Consider the following 18,721-nt stretch of genomic DNA (forward strand, 5'->3'; position numbering starts at 1 on the left):
GCGGCGAGCCTAGCACGCGGGCTTCTCGCGGGGAAAGAGTTGAAGATCACGCCCAAGGTGGGTTTTCGGGGCCGTCCGGCCGGAAAAGATCCCTCTTCGGTCCAGTGCCCGGGGGGACCCCGGCACAACGCCCCCGGGGAGGCGGGGCTAGCCTCCGGATGTGGACAATTCAGCCTCGGATGTAGCGATCGCGGCGGACCCGCAGGACGGGCCCCGGAGCCTGCGCAGCCGCCCGCGCGTCGGCCACATCCAGTTTCTCAACTGCCTGCCCCTCTACTGGGGCCTCGCCCGGACCGGCACGCTGCTCGATCTGGATCTGACCAAGGACACCCCCGACAACCTCAACGACCAGCTGGTCCGTGGTGACCTGGACATTGCGCCCATCTCGCTGATCGAGTTCCTGAAGAACGCGGACGACCTCGTCGCGCTGCCGGACATCGCCGTGGGCTGCGACGGCCCCGTGATGTCCTGCATCATCGTCTCCCAGCTGCCCCTGGACCGGCTGGACGGGGCGCGCGTCGCCCTCGGCTCCACCTCGCGCACCTCCGTGCGCCTGGCCGAGCTGCTGCTCGCGGAGCGGTACGGCGTGCAGCCGGACTACTACACCTGCCCGCCGGACCTCAGCCTGATGATGCAGGAGGCGGACGCCGCCGTCCTGATCGGCGACGCCGCGCTGCGGGCCTCGCTGCACGACGCCCCGCGGCTCGGGCTCGAGGTGCACGACCTGGGACAGATGTGGAAGGACTGGACGGGCCTGCCGTTCGTCTTCGCCGTGTGGGCCGCGCGCCGCGACTACCTCGCCCGTGAGCCGCACATCGTCGCCAAGGTGCACCAGGCCTTCCTGGAGTCCCGGGACGTGTCCCTGGAGGAGGTCACCAAGGTGGCCGAGCAGGCGGCGCGCTGGGAGGCCTTCGACGCCGGGCTGCTGGAGCGGTACTTCACCACGCTGGACTTCCGCTTCGGCCCGGACCAGCTGGCCGGCGTGACCGAGTTCGCGCGCCGCACGGGACCCACGACGGGCTACCCCGCGGACGTGCGGGTGCAGCTGCTGGAGAGCTGACCGACAGGACCGTACGACGCAGGACCGTACGACGCGGCGGAGCCCCCGGGGAACGTTCCCCGGGGGCTCCGCCGCGTCATGTCCTGTGCGGAAAATCAGCCTGTGCGGATCAGGAGGAGGGCGTCGGCCCCTCCATGTGGTCGCTGATCCACTTCATGGAGCTGTCGCCCATGCCCTTCACATACGTCTTGGCGTTGTGCTCGCCGCCCTGGATGACCTGCAGGTGGGTGTGGACCGGGCCCTTGCCGTAGGTGGCGATGAACTTGTCCACCTTCGGGATCACCGACGTCTCCTTGGTGCCGTACTGGAAGGCGAGGTAGACGTCCGGTCCCTTGGTGTCGATCAGCTTCTGGGCCAGCAGCTCGGGGTTGTTGGCGGCCTTCTCCTGGTCGTGGCCGGCCCACAGCGGGGAGTCCGGGACGATGTCCGGGCCGGAGGCGATCACGGCCTTGAACTTGTCGGGCTTCTGCAGCACGGCCTTCAGACCGGAGAAGCCGCCGGAGGAGGAGCCCATGAACGCCCAGCCGTCACGCGACTTCAGCGTGCGGAAGTTCTCCCGCACCAGGTCCGGGACGTCCTCGGACAGCCAGGTGCCCATCTTGGGCTGGTTCGGGATGTCACTGCCGTCGTAGTAGTTCTTGTTGTCCGGGTTGAGCACCGGCATCACGACGATGAAGGGCTGCGACTTGCCCTCCTGCGACCACTGGGCGATCGACGACTCGAGCTTGAGGTCGGTGCCCATCCAGTAGTTCATCGGGTAGCCGTTGCCGCCGGGGAGCGCGACGAGGACCGGGAAGCCGCTGTTCTTGTACTTCGGGTCGTTGTACTGCTTCGGGGCCCAGACCCACACCTTGCCGGTGAAGCCGGACTTCTTGCCGGTGTAGGTCGTGACGGCGATCTTGGTGCCGTCCTCGATGGTGTTGGCGACCTTGAAGTCGGCCGCCGGACCCGTCGGCATCACCGTCTTGGAGTCGGCCGGCGCACCGTTGTTGCCGCCCGCCTGCCCGCCGCCTGCGGCCGCGCCGCCCGGAGCACCCTGGCCGAAGGAGACCGACTCGCCCTTGTCCGAGAACACGTCGAAATAGTTCAGGACGGGGTAGGCGATCGCGCCGAGCACGGCTATGCACGCCACGACGAGGATCCATCGTTTGGCGCGGGAGGCCCGGCGGTGGCCCTGGGACTGGTAGGCCCCGTTGGCTGAGTGCGTCATCGCGTCGCTCCGGACGATTTGCTGCCCCGAAGGACATGACGGTGGGTGTTCCGACCTAGGTGATGGGCAAACCTCGAGCCCGGGTTCCCGATCGGCCGGTGAATTGCGTCATAGGCTAATCGGGGGGCGCGCAGCCCCGTCCGGGGGGAGGCGAAGAGCCCGAATGCAACCGCTTTTGCCAGAAGATCCGCAGGTCGTCGGCGCCTATCGGCTGCTGGGCCGGCTCGGGGCCGGCGGGATGGGCCGGGTGTATCTCGGGCGCAGTGCGGGAGGCCGCACGGTCGCCGTTAAGATCGTCCATCCGCATTTCGCCGCGGACGACCAATTCCGGGAGCGATTCCGGCGCGAGGTGCGGGCGGCCCGCAGCGTGGGCGGCGCGTGGACGGCGCCCGTGCTGGACGCGGACCCGGAGGCCGCGGTGCCCTGGGTGGCGACGGGCTACGTGGCCGGCCCCTCGCTCTCCGAGGCCGTCGCCACCGCGGGCCCGTTGCCCGCGGCCGCGGTACGGGCCCTGGGGGCCGGGCTCGCGGAGGCGCTGACGGCGGTGCACGGGCAGGGACTGGTGCACCGGGACGTCAAACCGTCGAACGTGCTGCTGGCCCTGGACGGCCCCCGCATCGTCGACTTCGGCATCGCGCGGGCCACGGAGGCCACGGCCTCGCTCACCTCCACCGGGGTCTCCGTCGGCTCGCCCGGCTACATGGCGCCCGAGCAGATCCTCGGCCGGGACGTGACGGGCGCGGCCGACGTCTTCTCGCTGGGCGCGGTCCTCGCCTACGCGGCCACGGGCGCGCCGCCGTTCCCCGGGGACAGCTCCGCCGCTCTCCTCTACAAGGTCGTCCACGAGCCGCCGGTGCTCGGCCCGGCGCTCACGGGCGAACTGCGGTCGCTGGTCGCGGACTGCCTCGCCAAGGAGGCCGCCGCCCGGCCGTCCCCGCAGGACCTCGCCCGCCGCCTCGCCCCCGCGGACGGCGGCGCGCGGGCGCTGCTGCGGTCGGGGTGGCTGCCGGGGCCGGTGGTGGAGGAGGTGAGCCGGCGGGCGGTCGAGCTGCTCGACCTGGAGGCGGAGCCGGCGGCCGGCGCCGGGGCGTTCGGGCCGCCGGATCCCTCGTACGGGGCGGGCGTTGCGCCGGCGCCGGAAGCCGTGCCCGCGCCCCGGCCCGCGCGCCCGCGCCGGGTCGCGCTCTCCGCCGTCCTGGGCGGCCGGCGCTCGCGCCGGGCGAGCTGCACACTCGTCCTGTCCGTCGCGGGCGTGCTGGCCGCCGCCACGACCGCGGCGTTCGTCTTCGACCTGCTGCCGGGCAAGGGCGGGGGCGGGGGCACCACGTCGGCCGGGCGCCCCGCCACGAGCGCCCCGCCGGACCGGAGTCCGGCGAGTTCGGTCCCCGAGGCGTTCCTCGGCACCTGGAGCGGCGACGTCGTCCAGTCCGACGGCACCGCCAACGGCACGATGACCAGCACCATCACCGCGGGCGGCACGGGCGCCTACGTGGTCCGCACCCGGTACGGGGCGCTGGGCGTCGTGGAGTGCGACAGCAAGGCCAAGCTGCTGTCGGCGAGCGCCTCGAAGATCACGCTGGAGGAGGTGACGGACGGCGAGCTCAGGTTCGGCTGCACGGGCGTCACCGCGACCGTCACCTACACGCTGGCCCCGGGCGGGAGGCTGGCCTTCGCCTCCGGCGACCCCACCGGCGGCAGACCGACGGCGACCCTCTCCCGGGGCCGCGGCTGACCGGCCGCCAGCGGTGCCGCCGGACCCCTGGCGTAGGGTGGATCGTCGTACACGACACCCTCCGGAAGGGACGCCCGGTGACCGAGAACGCCGACCTTCAGTCCGTCCTCGACCGCGCCGCCGCAGGCGGCCGGATCACCCCGGAGGAGGCCCTCGAGCTGTACCGTTCCGCGCCGCTGCACGCGCTGGGCGCCGCCGCGGACGCCGTGCGCCGCCGGCGCTACGCGGGCACCGAGCACATCGCGACGTACATCATCGAGCGCAACATCAACTACACGAACTCGTGCGTCACCGCGTGCAAGTTCTGCGCCTTCTTCGCCCCGCCGAAGAGCGACAAGGTCTGGACCCGCCCGCTGGACGACATCCTGCGCCGCTGCGCGGAGACCGTCGAACTGGGCGGCACGCAGATCATGTTCCAGGGCGGGCACCACCCCGACTACGGCGTGGAGTACTACGAGGAGCACTTCGCGGCGATCAAGAAGGCGTTCCCGCAGCTCGTCATCCACTCCCTCGGCGCGTCCGAGGTCGAGCACATGGCGCGGATCTCCGGCGTGAGCGCCGAGGAGGCGATCCGCCGGATCCACGCCGCCGGCCTCGACTCCTTCGCGGGCGCGGGCGCCGAGCTGCTGCCGGAGCGGCCGCGCAAGGCCATCGCGCCGCTGAAGGAGTCCGGCGAGCGCTGGCTGGAGATCATGGAGCTCGCCCACGGGCTGGGCGTGGAGTCGACCTCCACCATGCTGATGGGCACGGGCGAGACCAACGCCGAGCGCATCGAGCACCTGCGGATGATCCGCGACGTCCAGGACCGCACGGGCGGCTTCCGCGCGTTCATCCCGTACACCTACCAGCCGCAGAACAACGCTCTGAAGGGCCGTACGCAGGCGACGATCTTCGAGTACCTGCGGATGATCGCCATCGCGCGGCTCTTCCTGGACAACGTGGCCCACATCCAGGGCTCGTGGCTGACCACGGGCAAGGAGATCGGCCAGCTGTCGCTGCACTACGGCGCCGACGACCTGGGCTCGATCATGCTCGAGGAGAACGTGGTCTCCTCGGCCGGTGCCAAGCACCGCTCCAACCGCATGGAGATCATCGAGCTGATCCGCAAGGCCGGCCGCGTCCCGGCGCAGCGCGCCACGACGTACGAGCACCTGCTCGTGCACGACGACCCGGCGAACGACCCGGTGGACGACCGCGTCGTCTCGCACCTGTCGTCGACGGCGATCGAGGGCGGCACGGCCCACCCCGAGCTGCAGATCATCGACGCCCGCTGACGGCCGGTCCGCTCGTGCTGACGATCCATGCGGCGGACCTGCTGCTGACGGCCGTCCCCGGCGCGGCTCCCGTGCCCGGCGGGGCCGTCGTGGTGGACGGCGGCACGATCGCGGCGCTCGGCCCGTACGAGGAGCTCGCCGCGGCGCACCCCGCTGCCCGCGTGCGCCGCTGGCCGGGCGTGCTCGCGCCCGGGCTGCGGCAGGCGCGCGCGGCGTGGCTGCTGGCGCACGCCTACCACCCCGATCCCCGCGAGTACGCCGAGCTCGGGGACGCGATGCTGACCGGTGACCGCCTGGCGGCGCTGGACCTGCCGGAGACCCGCTGGTCGGGCAGCGTCCGGCGCGGGCTGCAGCTGATGCTGCGGCACGGGACGACGGCGGTCGCGGGTCCCTTCGACGACCCGGTGATCTCGACGGCGGTGGCACGGTCGGGGTTGCGGGTCGTGCCGGGCCCGGCGGTGGTCGGCGAGGCGGACCTCGATCCGCTGTGCGGCGTGCGGGAGTTGGCGGCCGCCGTGGCGGCTCCGCTGGTTGTGGGCGGGCGGGCCGACCTCGCCGCCTTCGCGGTGTCGGACGAGGAGGCGCTGCTGGCGCAGGGCGCGGGTGCGTGCGTGGCGACGGTGCTGGCGGGGCGGCTGGTGTTCCGGGGGCGGTGAGCGCGGGCGCCAGCGGTTTGGTCGTCGTCCACCACTTCGAGTGACGCTACCGTCGTATACGGGGTCGCGATCCGCACCCGCGTCCACACTTGCGTCCATGGGAGCAGTGATGATCGCAGAACGGCTGGACAAGGCCACTCCTGAGAACTGGATGTTCCCGCCTGCAGAGGGGTGGACGGCGGACCAGGTGGAAGACCTGGAGCTGCCGGTCGACTGGGAACTCGTGGACGGAGAGATCGTGGTCCGGGGGAGGACGGTGCCGTGGCACAACCACGTTCGCCGGAAGATCGAAAGGTGTCTGGAGGATGCCCTGCGCGAGCCGCATGGCGTCCTCTCCGAGCAGTGCGTGCTCGTCGACGTACAGAATGCGCCAGTTCCTGACATTGTCGTCTTCGACGAGCGAGACTTCGACCTGTTCAAGGCGAAGTACGTTCCTGTGGAGAAGGCTGTCCTCATCGTCGAGGTGGTGTCCCGGGGATCGCGTCAGGATGACCGCGTCCGCAAGCCGGCCATGTATGCAGCGGCAGGGGTGAAGTACTACTGGCGTGTGGAGCGAGGGGAGGACGGCCTTCCCGAGGTGCACGAGTACTGGCTCCACCGCGAGACGGGTCAGTACATCTCGGCACCGGAGTGCCCCCGGCACGTCGGAAAGCTGGAGACCGACCGGCCTTTCCCGATCACGATCGATCTGGAGGGCTTGGTTCGTCCGCTCCGTCAATGACCCGTAAGGGCCGCAACCCCTCACGTCAGGACCCCGTCAACGCGGACGCCCCCGGTCCGTTTACCCGGCAGGATGATCACTGCGGGGACGGCTGTCGAATGCCGTTCCGCGGTGCGAACTGGAGGACCCTGTCGAACGGACACACGGCGGGTCACAAAGACGCGCACCGCCGGTAGGACGCCTGGTTGCCGAGGGGGCGACAGGCGGGGGGACCGGCGGTTCCGTGGGTGCGGGGGCCCCATGGGAAGGCGCAGTCGGCACCGCCCACGCGGCCCGTCCTTCCCCGGCGAGCCGTCCCCGTCCAAAGGTGCCGTGGGGCCGTGGTGAACAATGGGCGCGTGACGCGAGCATCCCTGGACAAGCAGCCGCACGAAGTCGCCGCGATGTTCGACGACGTGGCGGCGAAGTACGACCTGACCAACGACGTGCTCTCGCTCGGCCAGGCGCGGCTGTGGCGCAAGGCCGTGGCGGAGGCCGTGGGCGGGCGGCCCGGGGAGAAGGTGCTGGACCTGGCGGCCGGCACCGGGACGTCCTCGATCCCCTTCACCGCCGACGGCGCGTACGTCGTGCCGTGCGACTTCTCGACCGGCATGCTGCGCGAGGGCAAGAAGCGCCACCCCTGGCTCCCGCTGACCGCCGGGGACGCGACGCGGCTGCCGTTCGCGGACGGCGTCTTCGACGCGGTCACCATCTCCTTCGGACTGCGCAACGTGCAGGAGACCGACACCGCGCTGCGCGAGCTGCTGCGGGTGACGAAGCCGGGCGGCCGCGTGGTGATCTGCGAGTTCAGCACGCCGACCTGGGCCCCGTTCCGCACGGTCTACACCGAGTACCTGATGCGCGCCCTGCCGCCGGTCGCGCGGGCCGTCAGCAGCAACCCGGACGCCTATGTCTATCTGGCCGAGTCGATCCGTTCCTGGCCGGACCAGCCCGCCCTCGCGGCGCGGCTCCAGCAGGTCGGCTGGTCGAAGGTCGCGTGGCGGAACCTGACGGGCGGGGTCGTTGCGCTGCACCGGGGAACCAAGCCTGTATAAGGGGTAAATGCCCCGGGCGGGACGTGGGTTGGCCGTTTGTCATGGGCAAGCAGGCTCGGTCGGTACGATCTTGATCACCTCCCGCCCGAGCCCGGAGCGCCCCTATGCCGCCGTCGTCGTCCGAGCCGCCGAGGCCGTCCGTACCGCCGCGGCCCTCGCTGCCGCCCGCGCCGCCCTTGCCTTCGTATGCGCCGGGCGCGCACCCCGCTGCGTACGCCCCGCCGTCACCCGCCGCGCTGTTCGTGCGCCGCACCTTCGGCGCCGGCTGGGCGGGGGCGGCGCGGGCCGCGCTGTGGCCCGCGGCCCTGCTGCTCGTGCTCGCGCTCGTCCTCTCGCTCCCGTCCTACGGGAAGTACGACCGCGGCCAGTTCACCCACTGGTCCGACCGCTTCCAGGCCGCCCTCGCGCTGCTGGTGCAGGGCCTCGGCGGCAGCCTCGACGTCGAGACGCGCAGCAGCGGCGGGCTGCTCTCGCTGCTCGTGCGGGGCCACGGCTCGCTGTCGGTCTGGCCGTTGACCGTGACCGTTCTGTGGGCGGGCGCCGTGGCCCTCGGCGCCCGGCCGCTGCGCCGTGCGCAGGGCGGCGGCGCGGAGGCCGCGGTGCGGATCGCCCTGCTGTCGGGCGCGGCCGTGCTGGCGCTCGGCCTCTACGGGCAGCCGGAGGTGCCGCTGCTGTCCGTCGACAGCGGCCCGGTGACGGCGGCACTGTTCGCGTGCGCGGCCGCGGGTGCGGTGAGCGGGGCGGTGCTGTGCCGTGAACGCCTGCGCGCACGGCTCGGACCGGGCGCGCTGCGGGTCGCACGGGCGTGGGGCACGGCCCTGCGCGCCCTCGGCCTGTCGGTGGCGCTGTGCGCCGTTGTCGTGTTCGCGGTGCTGGCCGTGCACGAGCGCCAGGCCGGCGGCGGCACGGGCCTGCTCGCCTCGCTCCTGATACTGGTCAATCTGGGGCTGATGGGGCTGGGACTGGTCTGGGGCGCGGGAGTCGAGGGCTCCGTCACCACGCGCGGCCGCGAGGAGGGCGGCGCCTTCGGCCTCTCCGAGCTCGGCCACGTGGCCGGTTCCGCGGGCGGCTGGGCCCAGGCCGGAGCGCTGGCGGTGGGCGCGGTGTGCGCGCTGCTCCTCGCCGTCCTGGCGGCCCGCCGCTCGGCCGACCGCCGCGAACAGGCCCTCGCTGGCGCGTTCTTCCTGGCCGCGCTGTGGCTGCTGTCGTTCGCCGCCGGGGCGTCGCTGCACATGTCGGCCGGCACCCGGTTCGCGCTCGGGGCGCACACCACCGTGGACGCGCGCGTGGCGACGAACGCGGGGGAGCTGCTGCTGTTCGGGACGCTGTGGACGGCGGGGGCGGTGCTGCTGGCCGGCGTGCTGTCGGGAGCCCTGGGCCGGGCGGTGCGGCCCGCCCGGGTGCCGGTGCCGGGCCGTCGCGCGGCCCTGTTCGCGGCCGCGGGCCTCGCCGCCTTCGTCGTCGGCGGCGCCGCGACGGCCGGGCTGATGCTGCACCGGCACGAGAGCGCCGCGCAGGCCCGGGGCGTGGAGAGCGCCCGGCACGACGACAAGCGCGTCGTCATCGGCCCGTCGGACGAGCCGGACAGCCCGTCGGACGGGCCCGCCCCCATGCCCCCGCCGACCCCCGCCGCCCCGCAGGCCGGCGCCCCCGCCGGCTACGTCATGCAGCACGACCCGCTCGGCTTCGCCCTCGCCGTCCCCGACCGCTGGATCCGCACGGAGTCCGGCGTCCACCAGATCGACTACTCGGCCCCGACGGGCGGTTCGTACCTCCGCGTCGGCCTGCTCCTCAAGTCCCCGCAGTCCGCGTACGACCACTTCACCGACCTCGAGAAGACCCTGCAGCAGCGCACCGGCAGCTACCGGCGCGTCGCCCTGACCGCCAACACCTTCCAGGGACACCCCGGCGCCCGCTGGGAGTTCACCTGGACCGACAAGGCGACCGGCCGCACGATGCACGCCGTCGACCAGGCGTACGTGAACGAGGCGGGCACCGAATACGCCGTCTATTTCCAGGGCCGCGACGACTACTGGACCGGCTCGCCGCAGGTCTTCGAGACGGCCTTGTCGACGTGGTCGACGATGCCCGTCGATTTCGGCTGAACCGGCCGGAGGAGGCCCGGGCCACCCCCCTAGACTGCACAAGTCAGCCTCAATCGAACCCATCGGGAGAGCTCTCCGTGACCGAGTCGCGTACCGAACACACTGCCGATGTGATCGTCGTCGGTGCGGGCCCGGCGGGCTCCACCACCGCGTACTACCTGGCAAAGGCGGGTCTCGACGTCCTCCTCCTGGAGAAGACCGCGTTCCCGCGCGAGAAGGTCTGCGGCGACGGCCTCACCCCGCGCGCCACCAAGCAGCTCGTGGCGATGGGCATGGACATCTCCGAGGAAGCCGGCTGGATGCGCAACAAGGGCCTGCGCATCATCGGCGGCGGCGTGCGCCTCCAGCTCGACTGGCCGGACCTCGCCTCCTTCCCCGACTACGGCCTCGTCCGCAAGCGCGACGACTTCGACGAGCAGCTCGCCCGCCAGGCGGTGAAGGCCGGCGCCCGGCTGTACGAGCGCTGCAACGTCGGCGCGCCGGTCGTCGACGACCGCACCGGCCGGATCACCGGCGTCGAGGCGAAGCTGGGCGAGGAGAAGACGCCCGTCACCTTCCACGCCCCCCTCGTCGTCGCGGCCGACGGCAACTCCACGCGGCTCTCGCTGGCGATGGGCCTGCACCGCCGCGAGGACCGCCCGATGGGCGTCGCCGTGCGCACCTACTTCACCTCCCCGCGCCACGACGACGACTACCTCGAGTCCTGGCTCGAACTCTGGGACCGCCGCGGCCCGCAGCACCGCCTCCTGCCCGGCTACGGCTGGATCTTCGGCATGGGCGACGGCACCAGCAACGTCGGCCTCGGCGTCCTCAACACCTCCGCCGCCTTCAAGGAGCTCGACTGGCGCGAGATCCTCAAGGCCTGGTGCGCCTCGATGCCGGAGGACTGGGGCTACACCCCCGAGAACATGACGGGCCCGATCCGCGGCGCCGCCCTCCCCATGGCCTTCAACCGCCAGCCCCACTACACCCGTGGCCTGCTCCTCGTCGGCGACGCGGGCGGCCTGGTCAACCCCTTCAACGGCGAGGGCATCGCCTACGCGATGGAGTCCGGGCAGCTCGCCGCGGACGTCATCGTCCAGGCCCACGCCCGCTCCTCGTACGCCCAGCGCGAGCTCGCCCTGCAGCGCTACCCGAAGATCCTCAAGGACACCTACGGCGGCTACTACACCCTGGGCCGCGCCTTCGTGAAGCTCATCGGCAACCCGAAGATCATGAAGCTGGCGGCGGAACGGGGCCTGACGCACCCGCTGTTGATGAAGTTCACGCTCAAGATGCTGGCGAACCTGACGGATCCGACGGGCGGCGACGCGATGGACCGCATCATCAACGGGCTGAGCAAGGTGGCGCCCCGCTCGTAGCGCCCCGTCAGGGGCGCGGGGAACTGCGCGATCGGCCACGACGCGCCCGCAGTCGAGGTGCTCGGGGCTGCGCCCCGGGCCCCTGGGGTGGTGCGTTCGGCTGCAGGCCGTCGGTGGCTGGTCGCGCAGTTCCCCGCGCCCCTGACGGGGCGCACCCCGCGACGAGAGCGGGGCCGAAGGCCCCGAATCACCCCTTCGTGTCCCCTAACTCCCGCTTTGCGGGCCGCATTTCAGGGGAGATACCGCAATAGTCCGGTTCATCCCGAAGGGGGAGCGCATCCGTGGATCTCAGCCGCACCGCCCGTCTCGCCGCCCGAGCCGTCAGTGCCCGTACCGCGCGTATCGCCGTCGTCGCGACGGCCGTCATACTTCCCGCCGCCGCGCTCGCGGCGACGCCCGCGCATGCGGTGACGGACTGCACGGTCAACGGGGTGCACCGCTCGGGCCGGTTGATCGAGGGGACGCCGGGGGACGACACGATCGTCTGCTCCCACGTCGAACCCGGCACGGTCGTCGACGCGAAGGGCGGGGACGACACCATCACCGTCACCGGGGAGATGGACGGCGACATCCGGGCCGGCGGCGGTGAGGACAGCATCACCGTGACGCGGTCGGGCCGCATCGGCGGGACCGGGTCCGTCGACGGTCAGGGCGACGACGACCGCATCGACATCGACGGGACCGTCGACGGCAGGATCCGCGGCGGCCAAGGCGGTGACACCATCCACCTCACCCGGCACTCCAGGATGACCGGCCACGCCGGCATCCCCGGCGTCAGGGAGACGGACACGATCGTCGCCGACGCCGGGTGCGACATCGCGCGGACGGTCCGGGAGGACACCGAGGGGGTGGCCGACGCCGTCAAGGTGGCCTGCATGTCGTGAAAAGCGAAGGGCCGCCGCTCCCGAGCGGGGGGAGCGGCGGCCCTTCGTGAAAAGCCGTGAAGCCCTGTTTACAGAACGCGCACCGCGCCGGTGGGCGGCGAGTAGCTCAGGTCGCGCTCGACGACGCCGGAGCTCGGGTTCTGCGCACCGATGAACTTGCCCCCGCCGATGTAGACGGCGACGTGGTAGGCGCTGCCCGCGGAGCCCCAGTAGAGGATGTCGCCCGTCTTCAGGTTGTCGAGGCCCACCTGGGTGCCGGCCGTCGACTGGTCCTGGGAGACGCGCGGCAGATCGATGCCGATCTGGTTGTACGCGGCCATGACCAGGCCCGAGCAGTCGTACGAGGAGGAGCCGGTGGCGCCCATGACGTACGCCTTGCCGAGCTGGGCCTCCAGGAAGCTCACCAGGGTGGCGGTGCTGCCCGTGGCGGAGGACGAGGACTCCGACTTGGTGCTCAGCGAGCCGCGGTCCGAGGAGCGCGAGGCACGCGCATCGGCGTCGCGCTTCTCCTGCTCGGCGGCCTTGCGCTCGGCCTCCGCCTTGCGGTCCGCCTCCTCCTTGGCCTTCTTGGCGTCGGCCTTGGCGTGGTCGATCGCGTCTTCCACCTGTGCGCGGACCTGGTAGTCCACAGCTGCCTGCTGCGTGGCGACCGCGCTCTGCGCGATGGAGGTGGAGATCTCGGCGTTGAACGCCGGCATCTCCATGGTCGCCTCGGCGGGCTTCTCGACGGCGGTGGCGGAACCCGCACCGGCGACGGCCAGGGTGCTGAGGACGCCACCGGCAACACCCGTGCGGATGACCCACGACTGCGTCGCGGGACGGGGCTTCCGGTGGCTGGTTATATGCGCGTTCGGGGACATGGGACAACGGACTATCAGTCCGCACAGGTTCAGTTCAAGAAGCGTGACGTGCACCACAATTGGCGTGTACGCGCTCAGAATTCGAGCTTATTGATCACGAGAGGGTCACGGCGCACAACCCCGCCGCACCCCCGATCCGGCGCCTCAGCACGGCGTTTGGGCCCGTCGGCCGACCGGCGGCCGCCCTATCACCTTTCCGGGCCGCCCGTCGAGGCTGTCCGAAAAATCCAGCCACCAAACCCCCCGGCGCGTGGCAGAGCTCACGCCCCCGCCGCCCCTGCTGGAACTTTGTGCACCGAACGTGAGGACGGGCGCGGAGTGTGACGGAGGGGCGTCGCCGACCCCCTTCGCCCCATCGGGTCGAGCCCTCTTATCAGTTGACATCCTATGAAGCCAATTTGCCCATAGCGGCCCCCGCTTGATAGTGGATCACCTCCGCCACCAGCGCCGACACGGCCGAATGTCACCTGTCGTGATCAGTCGCGCGCTTCGTGTGCGTAACTCACCGCTCATCCGACTTGATGATCGTTCGTCAGGTGGTGAAGATCACAAACACGGTTGCGTACCCCGTGTCGCAGATCACAGACCGGCGGGCATAGGATGCACGCGACCCGGGCTTGTGAACTGCCTCACATGCGGCCGATCTTCGGGCGGCCCAGGGAGGGCGGTGAGCCCGCCGGGTCCGGTCAGCCAGCAGTCAGCGTCGACAGACTGGAAGGAGCGAGGAGCGGTGAACGCGTACGCGCCCATCCTCGTACTGGGAGCCCTCGGTGCCGGCTTCGCGGTCTTCTCCGTGGTCATGGCATCGCTCATCGGGCCCAAGCGGTACAACCGCGCCAAGCTCGAGGCCTACGAATGCGGCATCGAACCGACCCCGCACCCGGCCGGAGGCGGGCGCTTTCCGATCAAGTACTACCTGACGGCGATGCTCTTCATCGTCTTCGACATCGAGATCGTCTTCCTCTACCCCTGGGCCGTCACCTTCGACTCCCTGGGGCTGTTCGGGCTCGTGGAGATGCTCCTCTTCGTGCTCACCGTCTTCGTCGCCTACGCCTATGTATGGCGTCGCGGCGGCCTGGAATGGGACTAGGGGGCGCGCCATGGGAATCGAGGAGAAGCTGCCCAGCGGCTTTCTGCTGACCACCGTCGAACAGGCCGCCGGCTGGGTGCGCAAGTCGTCCGTCTTCCCGGCCACCTTCGGCCTGGCCTGCTGCGCCATCGAGATGATGACGACCGGTGCCGGCCGCTACGACATGGCCCGCTTCGGCATGGAGGTCTTCCGCGGCTCGCCCCGGCAGGCCGACCTGATGATCGTGGCCGGCCGGGTCAGCCAGAAGATGGCGCCCGTGCTGCGGCAGGTCTACGACCAGATGCCCAACCCCAAGTGGGTGATCTCCATGGGCGTCTGCGCCTCCAGCGGCGGCATGTTCAACAACTACGCGATCGTCCAGGGCGTCGACCACATCGTCCCCGTCGACATCTATCTGCCCGGCTGCCCGCCGCGCCCCGAGATGCTGCTCGACGCGATCCTCAAGCTGCACCGCAAGATCCAGGGCGAGAAGCTCGGCGCCCACCGCGAGGAGGCCGAGCGCACCGCGGAGGAGGCGGCGCTGAAGTCCCTGCCGCTCATCGAGATGAAGGGGCTGCTGCAGTGAGCGAGACCACCGGCGGGACCGGACAGGCCCCCGAGGAGCAGGTCCCGGCCCAGCGCGAGGACTCCGGCGAGGTCATCGGCGTCCGCCGCGGCATGTTCGGCGCCGCCAACGGCGGTGACACCAGCGGCTACGGCGGCCTCGTGCGCACCGTGCGGATGCCCGGCCAGGCGGTCCGGCCCTACGGCGGGTGGTTCGACGAGGTGGCCGACGAACTGGAAGGCGCCCTGGAGGAACAGGGGCTCGTCCCGGAGAACGCGATCGAGAAGACGGTCGTCGACCGCGGCGAACTCACCTTCCACATCGCCCGCGAGCACCTGCCCCGCGTCGCAGCCATCCTGCGCGACGACCCGGCGCTGCGCTTCGAACTCTGCACGGGCGTCAGCGGCGTGCACCTCCCCGGCGACAAGGGCCGCGAGCTGCACGCCGTCTACCACCTGCGCTCGATCACCCACAACCGGCTGGTCCGGCTGGAGGTGGGCGTCCCCGACGCCGATCCGCACCTCCCGTCCCTCGTCGCGGTCTACCCGACCAACGACTGGCACGAGCGCGAGGCCTACGACTTCTTCGGCCTCGTCTTCGACGGCCACCCGGCCCTCACGCGGATCATGATGCCCGACGACTGGCAGGGCTTCCCGCAGCGCAAGGACTACCCCCTCGGCGGCATCCCCGTCGAATACAAGGGCGCCCAGATCCCGGCTCCGGACCAGCGGAGGTCGTACTCCTGATGTCCACACCGACCAGCCCCCGCGAGACCACCGAGGGCACCGTCTACACGGTCACCGGTGGCGACTGGGACGAGATCGCCGACGCCGTCCGGAAGGGCGACGACGAGCGCATCGTCGTCAACATGGGTCCCCAGCACCCCTCCACCCACGGAGTGCTCCGGCTGATCCTGGAGATCGACGGCGAGACCGTCACCGAGGCCCGCTGCGGTATCGGCTATCTCCACACCGGCATCGAGAAGAACCTCGAGTACCGGAACTGGACCCAGGGCACCACGTTCGTGACGCGCATGGACTACCTGACGCCGTTCTTCAACGAGACGGCGTACTGCCTGGGCGTCGAGAGGCTGCTCGGCATCGAGGAGCAGATCCCCGAGCGGGCCTCCGTCATCCGCGTCATGCTCATGGAGCTGAACCGAATCTCCTCGCACCTGGTGGCCATCGCCACCGGCGGCATGGAGCTCGGCGCCACCACGATCATGATCTACGGGTTCCGGGACCGCGAGCTCGTCCTCGACGTCTTCGAGCTGATCACCGGCCTGCGGATGAACCACGCCTACGTCCGCCCCGGCGGGCTCGCCCAGGACCTGCCGCCCGGCGCGGTGGACCAGGTGCGCGAGTTCGTGAAGAAGATGCGCCGGAACCTGCCCGAGTACGACAAGCTCGCCACCGGCAACCCCATCTTCAAGGCCCGTCTGCAGGACGTCGGTCACCTCGACCTGGCCGGCTGCATGTCCCTTGGCGTGACCGGCCCCATACTGCGCGCCACGGGCCTGCCGCACGACCTGCGCAAGGCGCAGCCCTACTGCGGCTACGAGGGCTACGACTTCGAGGTCGCCACCGCCGACACCTGCGACGCCTACGGGCGCTTCCTGATCCGCATCGCGGAGATGCACCAGTCGCTGCGGATCGTCGAGCAGTGCCTGGACCGGCTCGCGCCCGGGCCCGTGATGGTCGCCGACAAGAAGATCGCCTGGCCCGCCCAGCTGGCCCTCGGCCCGGACGGGCTCGGCAATTCCCTCGACCACATCAAGAAGATCATGGGCACCTCGATGGAGGCCCTGATCCACCACTTCAAGCTGGTGACCGAGGGCTTCCGGGTGCCGCCGGGCCAGGTCTACGCGGCCGTGGAGTCGCCCAAGGGGGAGCTGGGCGTGCACGTCGTCAGCGACGGCGGCACCCGGCCCCACCGGGTCCACTTCCGCGACCCCTCCTTCACCAACCTCCAGGCCGTGGCGGCCATGTGCGAAGGCGGTCAAGTGGCCGACGTCATCGTCGCCGTGGCGTCCATCGATCCCGTGATGGGAGGCGTCGACCGGTGAGCAGTGCCGAAACAGGCGGCCACGGCGTCCAGTTGGGCATGCCGCAGCTGCCCGCTCCCGACTACCCCGCCGAGGTGCGGGCCCGGCTGGAGGCCGATGCCGCGCAGCTCGTCGGCCGCTATCCGGACCGGCGCAGCGCCCTGCTGCCGCTGCTGCACCTGGTGCAGGCCGAGGAGGGGTACGTCACCCGCACCGGCATCCGCTTCTGCGCCGAGCTGCTGGGGCTCACCACGGCCGAGGTGACCGCGGTGTCGACCTTCTACACCATGTACCGCCGCAAGCAGGGCGGCGACTACCAGGTGGGGGTCTGCACCAACACCCTGTGCGCGGTGCTGGGCGGCGACGCGATCTTCGGCGCGCTGCAGCAGCACCTGGGCGTGGGCAACGGGGAGACCACCGGGGACGGCAAGGTCACCCTGGAGCACATCGAGTGCAACGCGGCCTGCGACTTCGCGCCCGTGGTGATGGTCAACTGGGAGTTCTTCGACAACCAGACGGTCGAGAGCGCCAAGAAGCTCGTCGACGACCTCCGCGCCGGACGCACCGTCGAGCCCACGCGCGGCGCCCCGCTCTGCACGTACCGCGAGACCGAACGCATCCTCGCCGGCTTCCCCGACGAACGCCCGGGCGCGGTCGAGGCGAGCGGCGGCGCCGGCCCCGCCACGCTGGCCGGTCTGCGGCTGGCCAAGGGCGAGGGCGCCCCCCGCGTCGGCCCCCCGCGCCCCGCACCGCCCGCGCAGACATCCGAGGAGGGGGAGGGATGACCGTGGCACCCGAGATCCACGACGTGAGTCCGGAGAAACTGCTCGCGCCCGTGCTGAGCGCCTTCTGGGACGAGCCCCGCTCCTGGACCCTGGAGACCTATCTGCGGCACGAGGGTTACGAGGGCGCGCGCAAGGCCTTCGCCATGCAGCCCGACGAAGTGATCGCGTACGTCAAGGACTCCGGGCTGCGCGGCCGCGGCGGCGCCGGCTTCCCAACGGGCATGAAGTGGCAGTTCATTCCGCAGGGCGACGGCAAGCCGCACTACCTCGTCGTCAACGCCGACGAGTCCGAGCCCGGCACCTGCAAGGACATCCCCCTCCTCTTCGCCAACCCGCACTCCCTCGTCGAGGGGATGCTGATCGCCAGTTACGCGATCCGCTGCAACCACGCCTTCATCTATCTGCGCGGCGAGACCGTCCCCGTGCTGCGGCGGCTGCACGAGGCCGTGCGCGAGGCGTACGCGGCGGGCTATCTCGGCCGCAACATCCTCGGCAGCGGACTCGACCTCGACATCACCGTGCACGCGGGGGCGGGCGCGTACATCTGCGGCGAGGAGACCGCACTGCTGGACTCCCTCGAAGGCCGCCGCGGCCAGCCCCGGCTCCGGCCCCCCTTCCCGGCGGTCGCGGGCCTGTACGCGTGCCCCACTGTGGTGAACAACGTCGAATCCATCGCTTCGGTTCCGGCGATCCTCAACCGGGGCAAGGAATGGTTCCGTTCGATGGGCAGCGAGAAGTCACCGGGCTTCACGCTGTACTCGCTGAGCGGACATGTCGCGAGCCCGGGCCAGTACGAGGCCCCGTTGGGCATCACGCTGCGCCAGCTGCTCGGCATGAGCGGCGGGATGCGGCCGGGCCACACGCTCAAGTTCTGGACGCCGGGCGGCTCTTCGACGCCGCTGCTCACCGACGAGCACCTGGACGTGCCGCTGGACTACGAGGCCGTGGGTGCCGCCGGGTCGATGCTGGGCACCAAGGCGCTGCAGTGCTTCGACGAGACGACGTGCGTGGTGCGCGCGGTGACGCGGTGGACGGAGTTCTACGCGCACGAGTCGTGCGGCAAGTGCACGCCCTGCCGCGAAGGAACGTACTGGCTGGTGCAGTTGCTGCGCGACATCGAGGCCGGCAAGGGCCGCATGGCGGACCTCGACAAGCTCGCCGACATCGCGGACAACATCAACGGCAAGTCCTTCTGCGCCCTCGGCGACGGCGCGGCGAGCCCGATCTTCTCCTCGCTGCAGTACTTCCGCGCCGAGTACGAGCAGCACGTCAAGGGCAAGGGCTGCCCCTTCGATCCCGCGGCGTCCACTGCGTGGGCCGACGGGCCGAACAGTGCAGGGGTGACCGCATGACCGTCGCAT

General features: G+C 71.2%; 17 protein-coding genes. 15 read left to right on the forward strand and 2 right to left on the reverse strand.

The genetic code is table 11. The annotated features are described in order from the left end of the window. The first annotated feature begins 187 nt into the window (after window positions 1-187). On the forward strand, window positions 188-1,060 hold the full coding sequence (locus ACMATS_RS20920; RefSeq protein WP_390780829.1) for a menaquinone biosynthetic enzyme MqnA/MqnD family protein: 873 nt from the start codon (window positions 188-190) through the stop codon (window positions 1,058-1,060). A gap of 109 nt (window positions 1,061-1,169) precedes the next feature. Here ACMATS_RS20920 and ACMATS_RS20925 read toward each other — a convergent pair whose 3' ends face one another. Further along, window positions 1,170-2,270: an alpha/beta hydrolase gene (locus ACMATS_RS20925; RefSeq protein WP_390780724.1), complete on the reverse strand. Its 1,101-nt coding sequence runs from the start codon at window positions 2,268-2,270 to the stop codon at window positions 1,170-1,172. A gap of 163 nt (window positions 2,271-2,433) precedes the next feature. Between ACMATS_RS20925 and ACMATS_RS20930 the strand changes: the two genes are divergently transcribed. The 8 genes from ACMATS_RS20930 to ACMATS_RS20965 all read left to right on the forward strand — a co-directional run bounded on the left by ACMATS_RS20930 (window position 2,434) and on the right by ACMATS_RS20965 (window position 12,037). Next, window positions 2,434-4,002 carry a serine/threonine-protein kinase gene (locus ACMATS_RS20930; protein ID WP_414168697.1) on the forward strand — a complete coding sequence of 523 codons (1,569 nt, stop codon included), beginning with the start codon at window positions 2,434-2,436 and terminating at the stop codon, window positions 4,000-4,002. Window positions 4,003-4,079: 77 nt separating this feature from the next. Beyond that, window positions 4,080-5,276, forward strand: coding sequence for a cyclic dehypoxanthinyl futalosine synthase (mqnC, locus tag ACMATS_RS20935; RefSeq protein ID WP_390780726.1), 1,197 nt, complete (start codon window positions 4,080-4,082; stop codon window positions 5,274-5,276). A 14-nt stretch (window positions 5,277-5,290) separates the two neighbouring features. Beyond that, a complete protein-coding gene (locus tag ACMATS_RS20940; RefSeq protein ID WP_414168698.1) occupies window positions 5,291-5,932 on the forward strand; it encodes an imidazolonepropionase-like domain-containing protein in 642 nt (213 codons plus the stop codon). 97 nt (window positions 5,933-6,029) lie between these two features. Then, a complete protein-coding gene (locus ACMATS_RS20945; RefSeq protein WP_390780728.1) occupies window positions 6,030-6,653 on the forward strand; it encodes a Uma2 family endonuclease in 624 nt (207 codons plus the stop codon). Between the two features lie 338 nt (window positions 6,654-6,991). Next, window positions 6,992-7,687, forward strand: a complete 696-nt coding sequence (locus tag ACMATS_RS20950; protein WP_414168699.1) for a demethylmenaquinone methyltransferase — start codon at window positions 6,992-6,994, stop codon at window positions 7,685-7,687. A gap of 104 nt (window positions 7,688-7,791) precedes the next feature. Then, complete coding sequence (locus ACMATS_RS20955) at window positions 7,792-9,792, forward strand: hypothetical protein (protein WP_414168700.1); 2,001 nt, start codon at window positions 7,792-7,794, stop codon at window positions 9,790-9,792. 77 nt (window positions 9,793-9,869) lie between these two features. Beyond that, window positions 9,870-11,153 carry a geranylgeranyl reductase family protein gene (locus ACMATS_RS20960; RefSeq protein ID WP_336413140.1) on the forward strand — a complete coding sequence of 428 codons (1,284 nt, stop codon included), beginning with the start codon at window positions 9,870-9,872 and terminating at the stop codon, window positions 11,151-11,153. Window positions 11,154-11,434: 281 nt separating this feature from the next. Next, entirely contained in the window at window positions 11,435-12,037 is a 603-nt protein-coding gene (locus tag ACMATS_RS20965; protein WP_390780731.1) for a hypothetical protein, read from the forward strand. 68 nt (window positions 12,038-12,105) lie between these two features. Here the strand turns inward: ACMATS_RS20965 and ACMATS_RS20970 are convergent, their stop codons facing one another. Next, on the reverse strand, window positions 12,106-12,897 hold the full coding sequence (locus ACMATS_RS20970) for a C40 family peptidase (RefSeq protein WP_390780732.1): 792 nt from the start codon (window positions 12,895-12,897) through the stop codon (window positions 12,106-12,108). A 730-nt stretch (window positions 12,898-13,627) separates the two neighbouring features. Between ACMATS_RS20970 and ACMATS_RS20975 the strand changes: the two genes are divergently transcribed. Genes ACMATS_RS20975 through nuoF form a run of 6 tightly spaced genes read left to right on the forward strand, consistent with a single transcriptional unit; the run spans window position 13,628 to window position 18,712 of the window. Further along, entirely contained in the window at window positions 13,628-13,987 is a 360-nt protein-coding gene (locus tag ACMATS_RS20975) for an NADH-quinone oxidoreductase subunit A (protein ID WP_171085587.1), read from the forward strand. A 10-nt stretch (window positions 13,988-13,997) separates the two neighbouring features. After that, window positions 13,998-14,552 carry a NuoB/complex I 20 kDa subunit family protein gene (locus ACMATS_RS20980; RefSeq protein WP_390780733.1) on the forward strand — a complete coding sequence of 185 codons (555 nt, stop codon included), beginning with the start codon at window positions 13,998-14,000 and terminating at the stop codon, window positions 14,550-14,552. After that, a complete protein-coding gene (locus tag ACMATS_RS20985; protein WP_414168701.1) occupies window positions 14,549-15,277 on the forward strand; it encodes an NADH-quinone oxidoreductase subunit C in 729 nt (242 codons plus the stop codon). The genes ACMATS_RS20980 and ACMATS_RS20985 overlap by 4 nt, the downstream gene beginning before the upstream one ends. Further along, complete coding sequence (locus ACMATS_RS20990) at window positions 15,277-16,596, forward strand: NADH-quinone oxidoreductase subunit D (protein WP_390780735.1); 1,320 nt, start codon at window positions 15,277-15,279, stop codon at window positions 16,594-16,596. Before ACMATS_RS20985 ends, ACMATS_RS20990 begins: the two co-directional genes overlap by 1 nt. 38 nt (window positions 16,597-16,634) lie before the next feature. Further along, window positions 16,635-17,360 carry an NADH-quinone oxidoreductase subunit NuoE gene (nuoE, locus tag ACMATS_RS20995; protein WP_390780830.1) on the forward strand — a complete coding sequence of 242 codons (726 nt, stop codon included), beginning with the start codon at window positions 16,635-16,637 and terminating at the stop codon, window positions 17,358-17,360. Further along, window positions 17,357-18,712 (forward strand): NADH-quinone oxidoreductase subunit NuoF, encoded by a 1,356-nt coding sequence (gene nuoF / locus ACMATS_RS21000; protein ID WP_414168702.1) that lies wholly within the window; start codon window positions 17,357-17,359, stop codon window positions 18,710-18,712. The genes nuoE and nuoF overlap by 4 nt, the downstream gene beginning before the upstream one ends. Window positions 18,713-18,721: the final 9 nt, after the last annotated feature.

Source organism: Streptoverticillium reticulum, from assembly GCF_047456005.1.
Classification (GTDB): Bacteria; Actinomycetota; Actinomycetes; order Streptomycetales; family Streptomycetaceae; genus Streptomyces; species Streptomyces reticulum.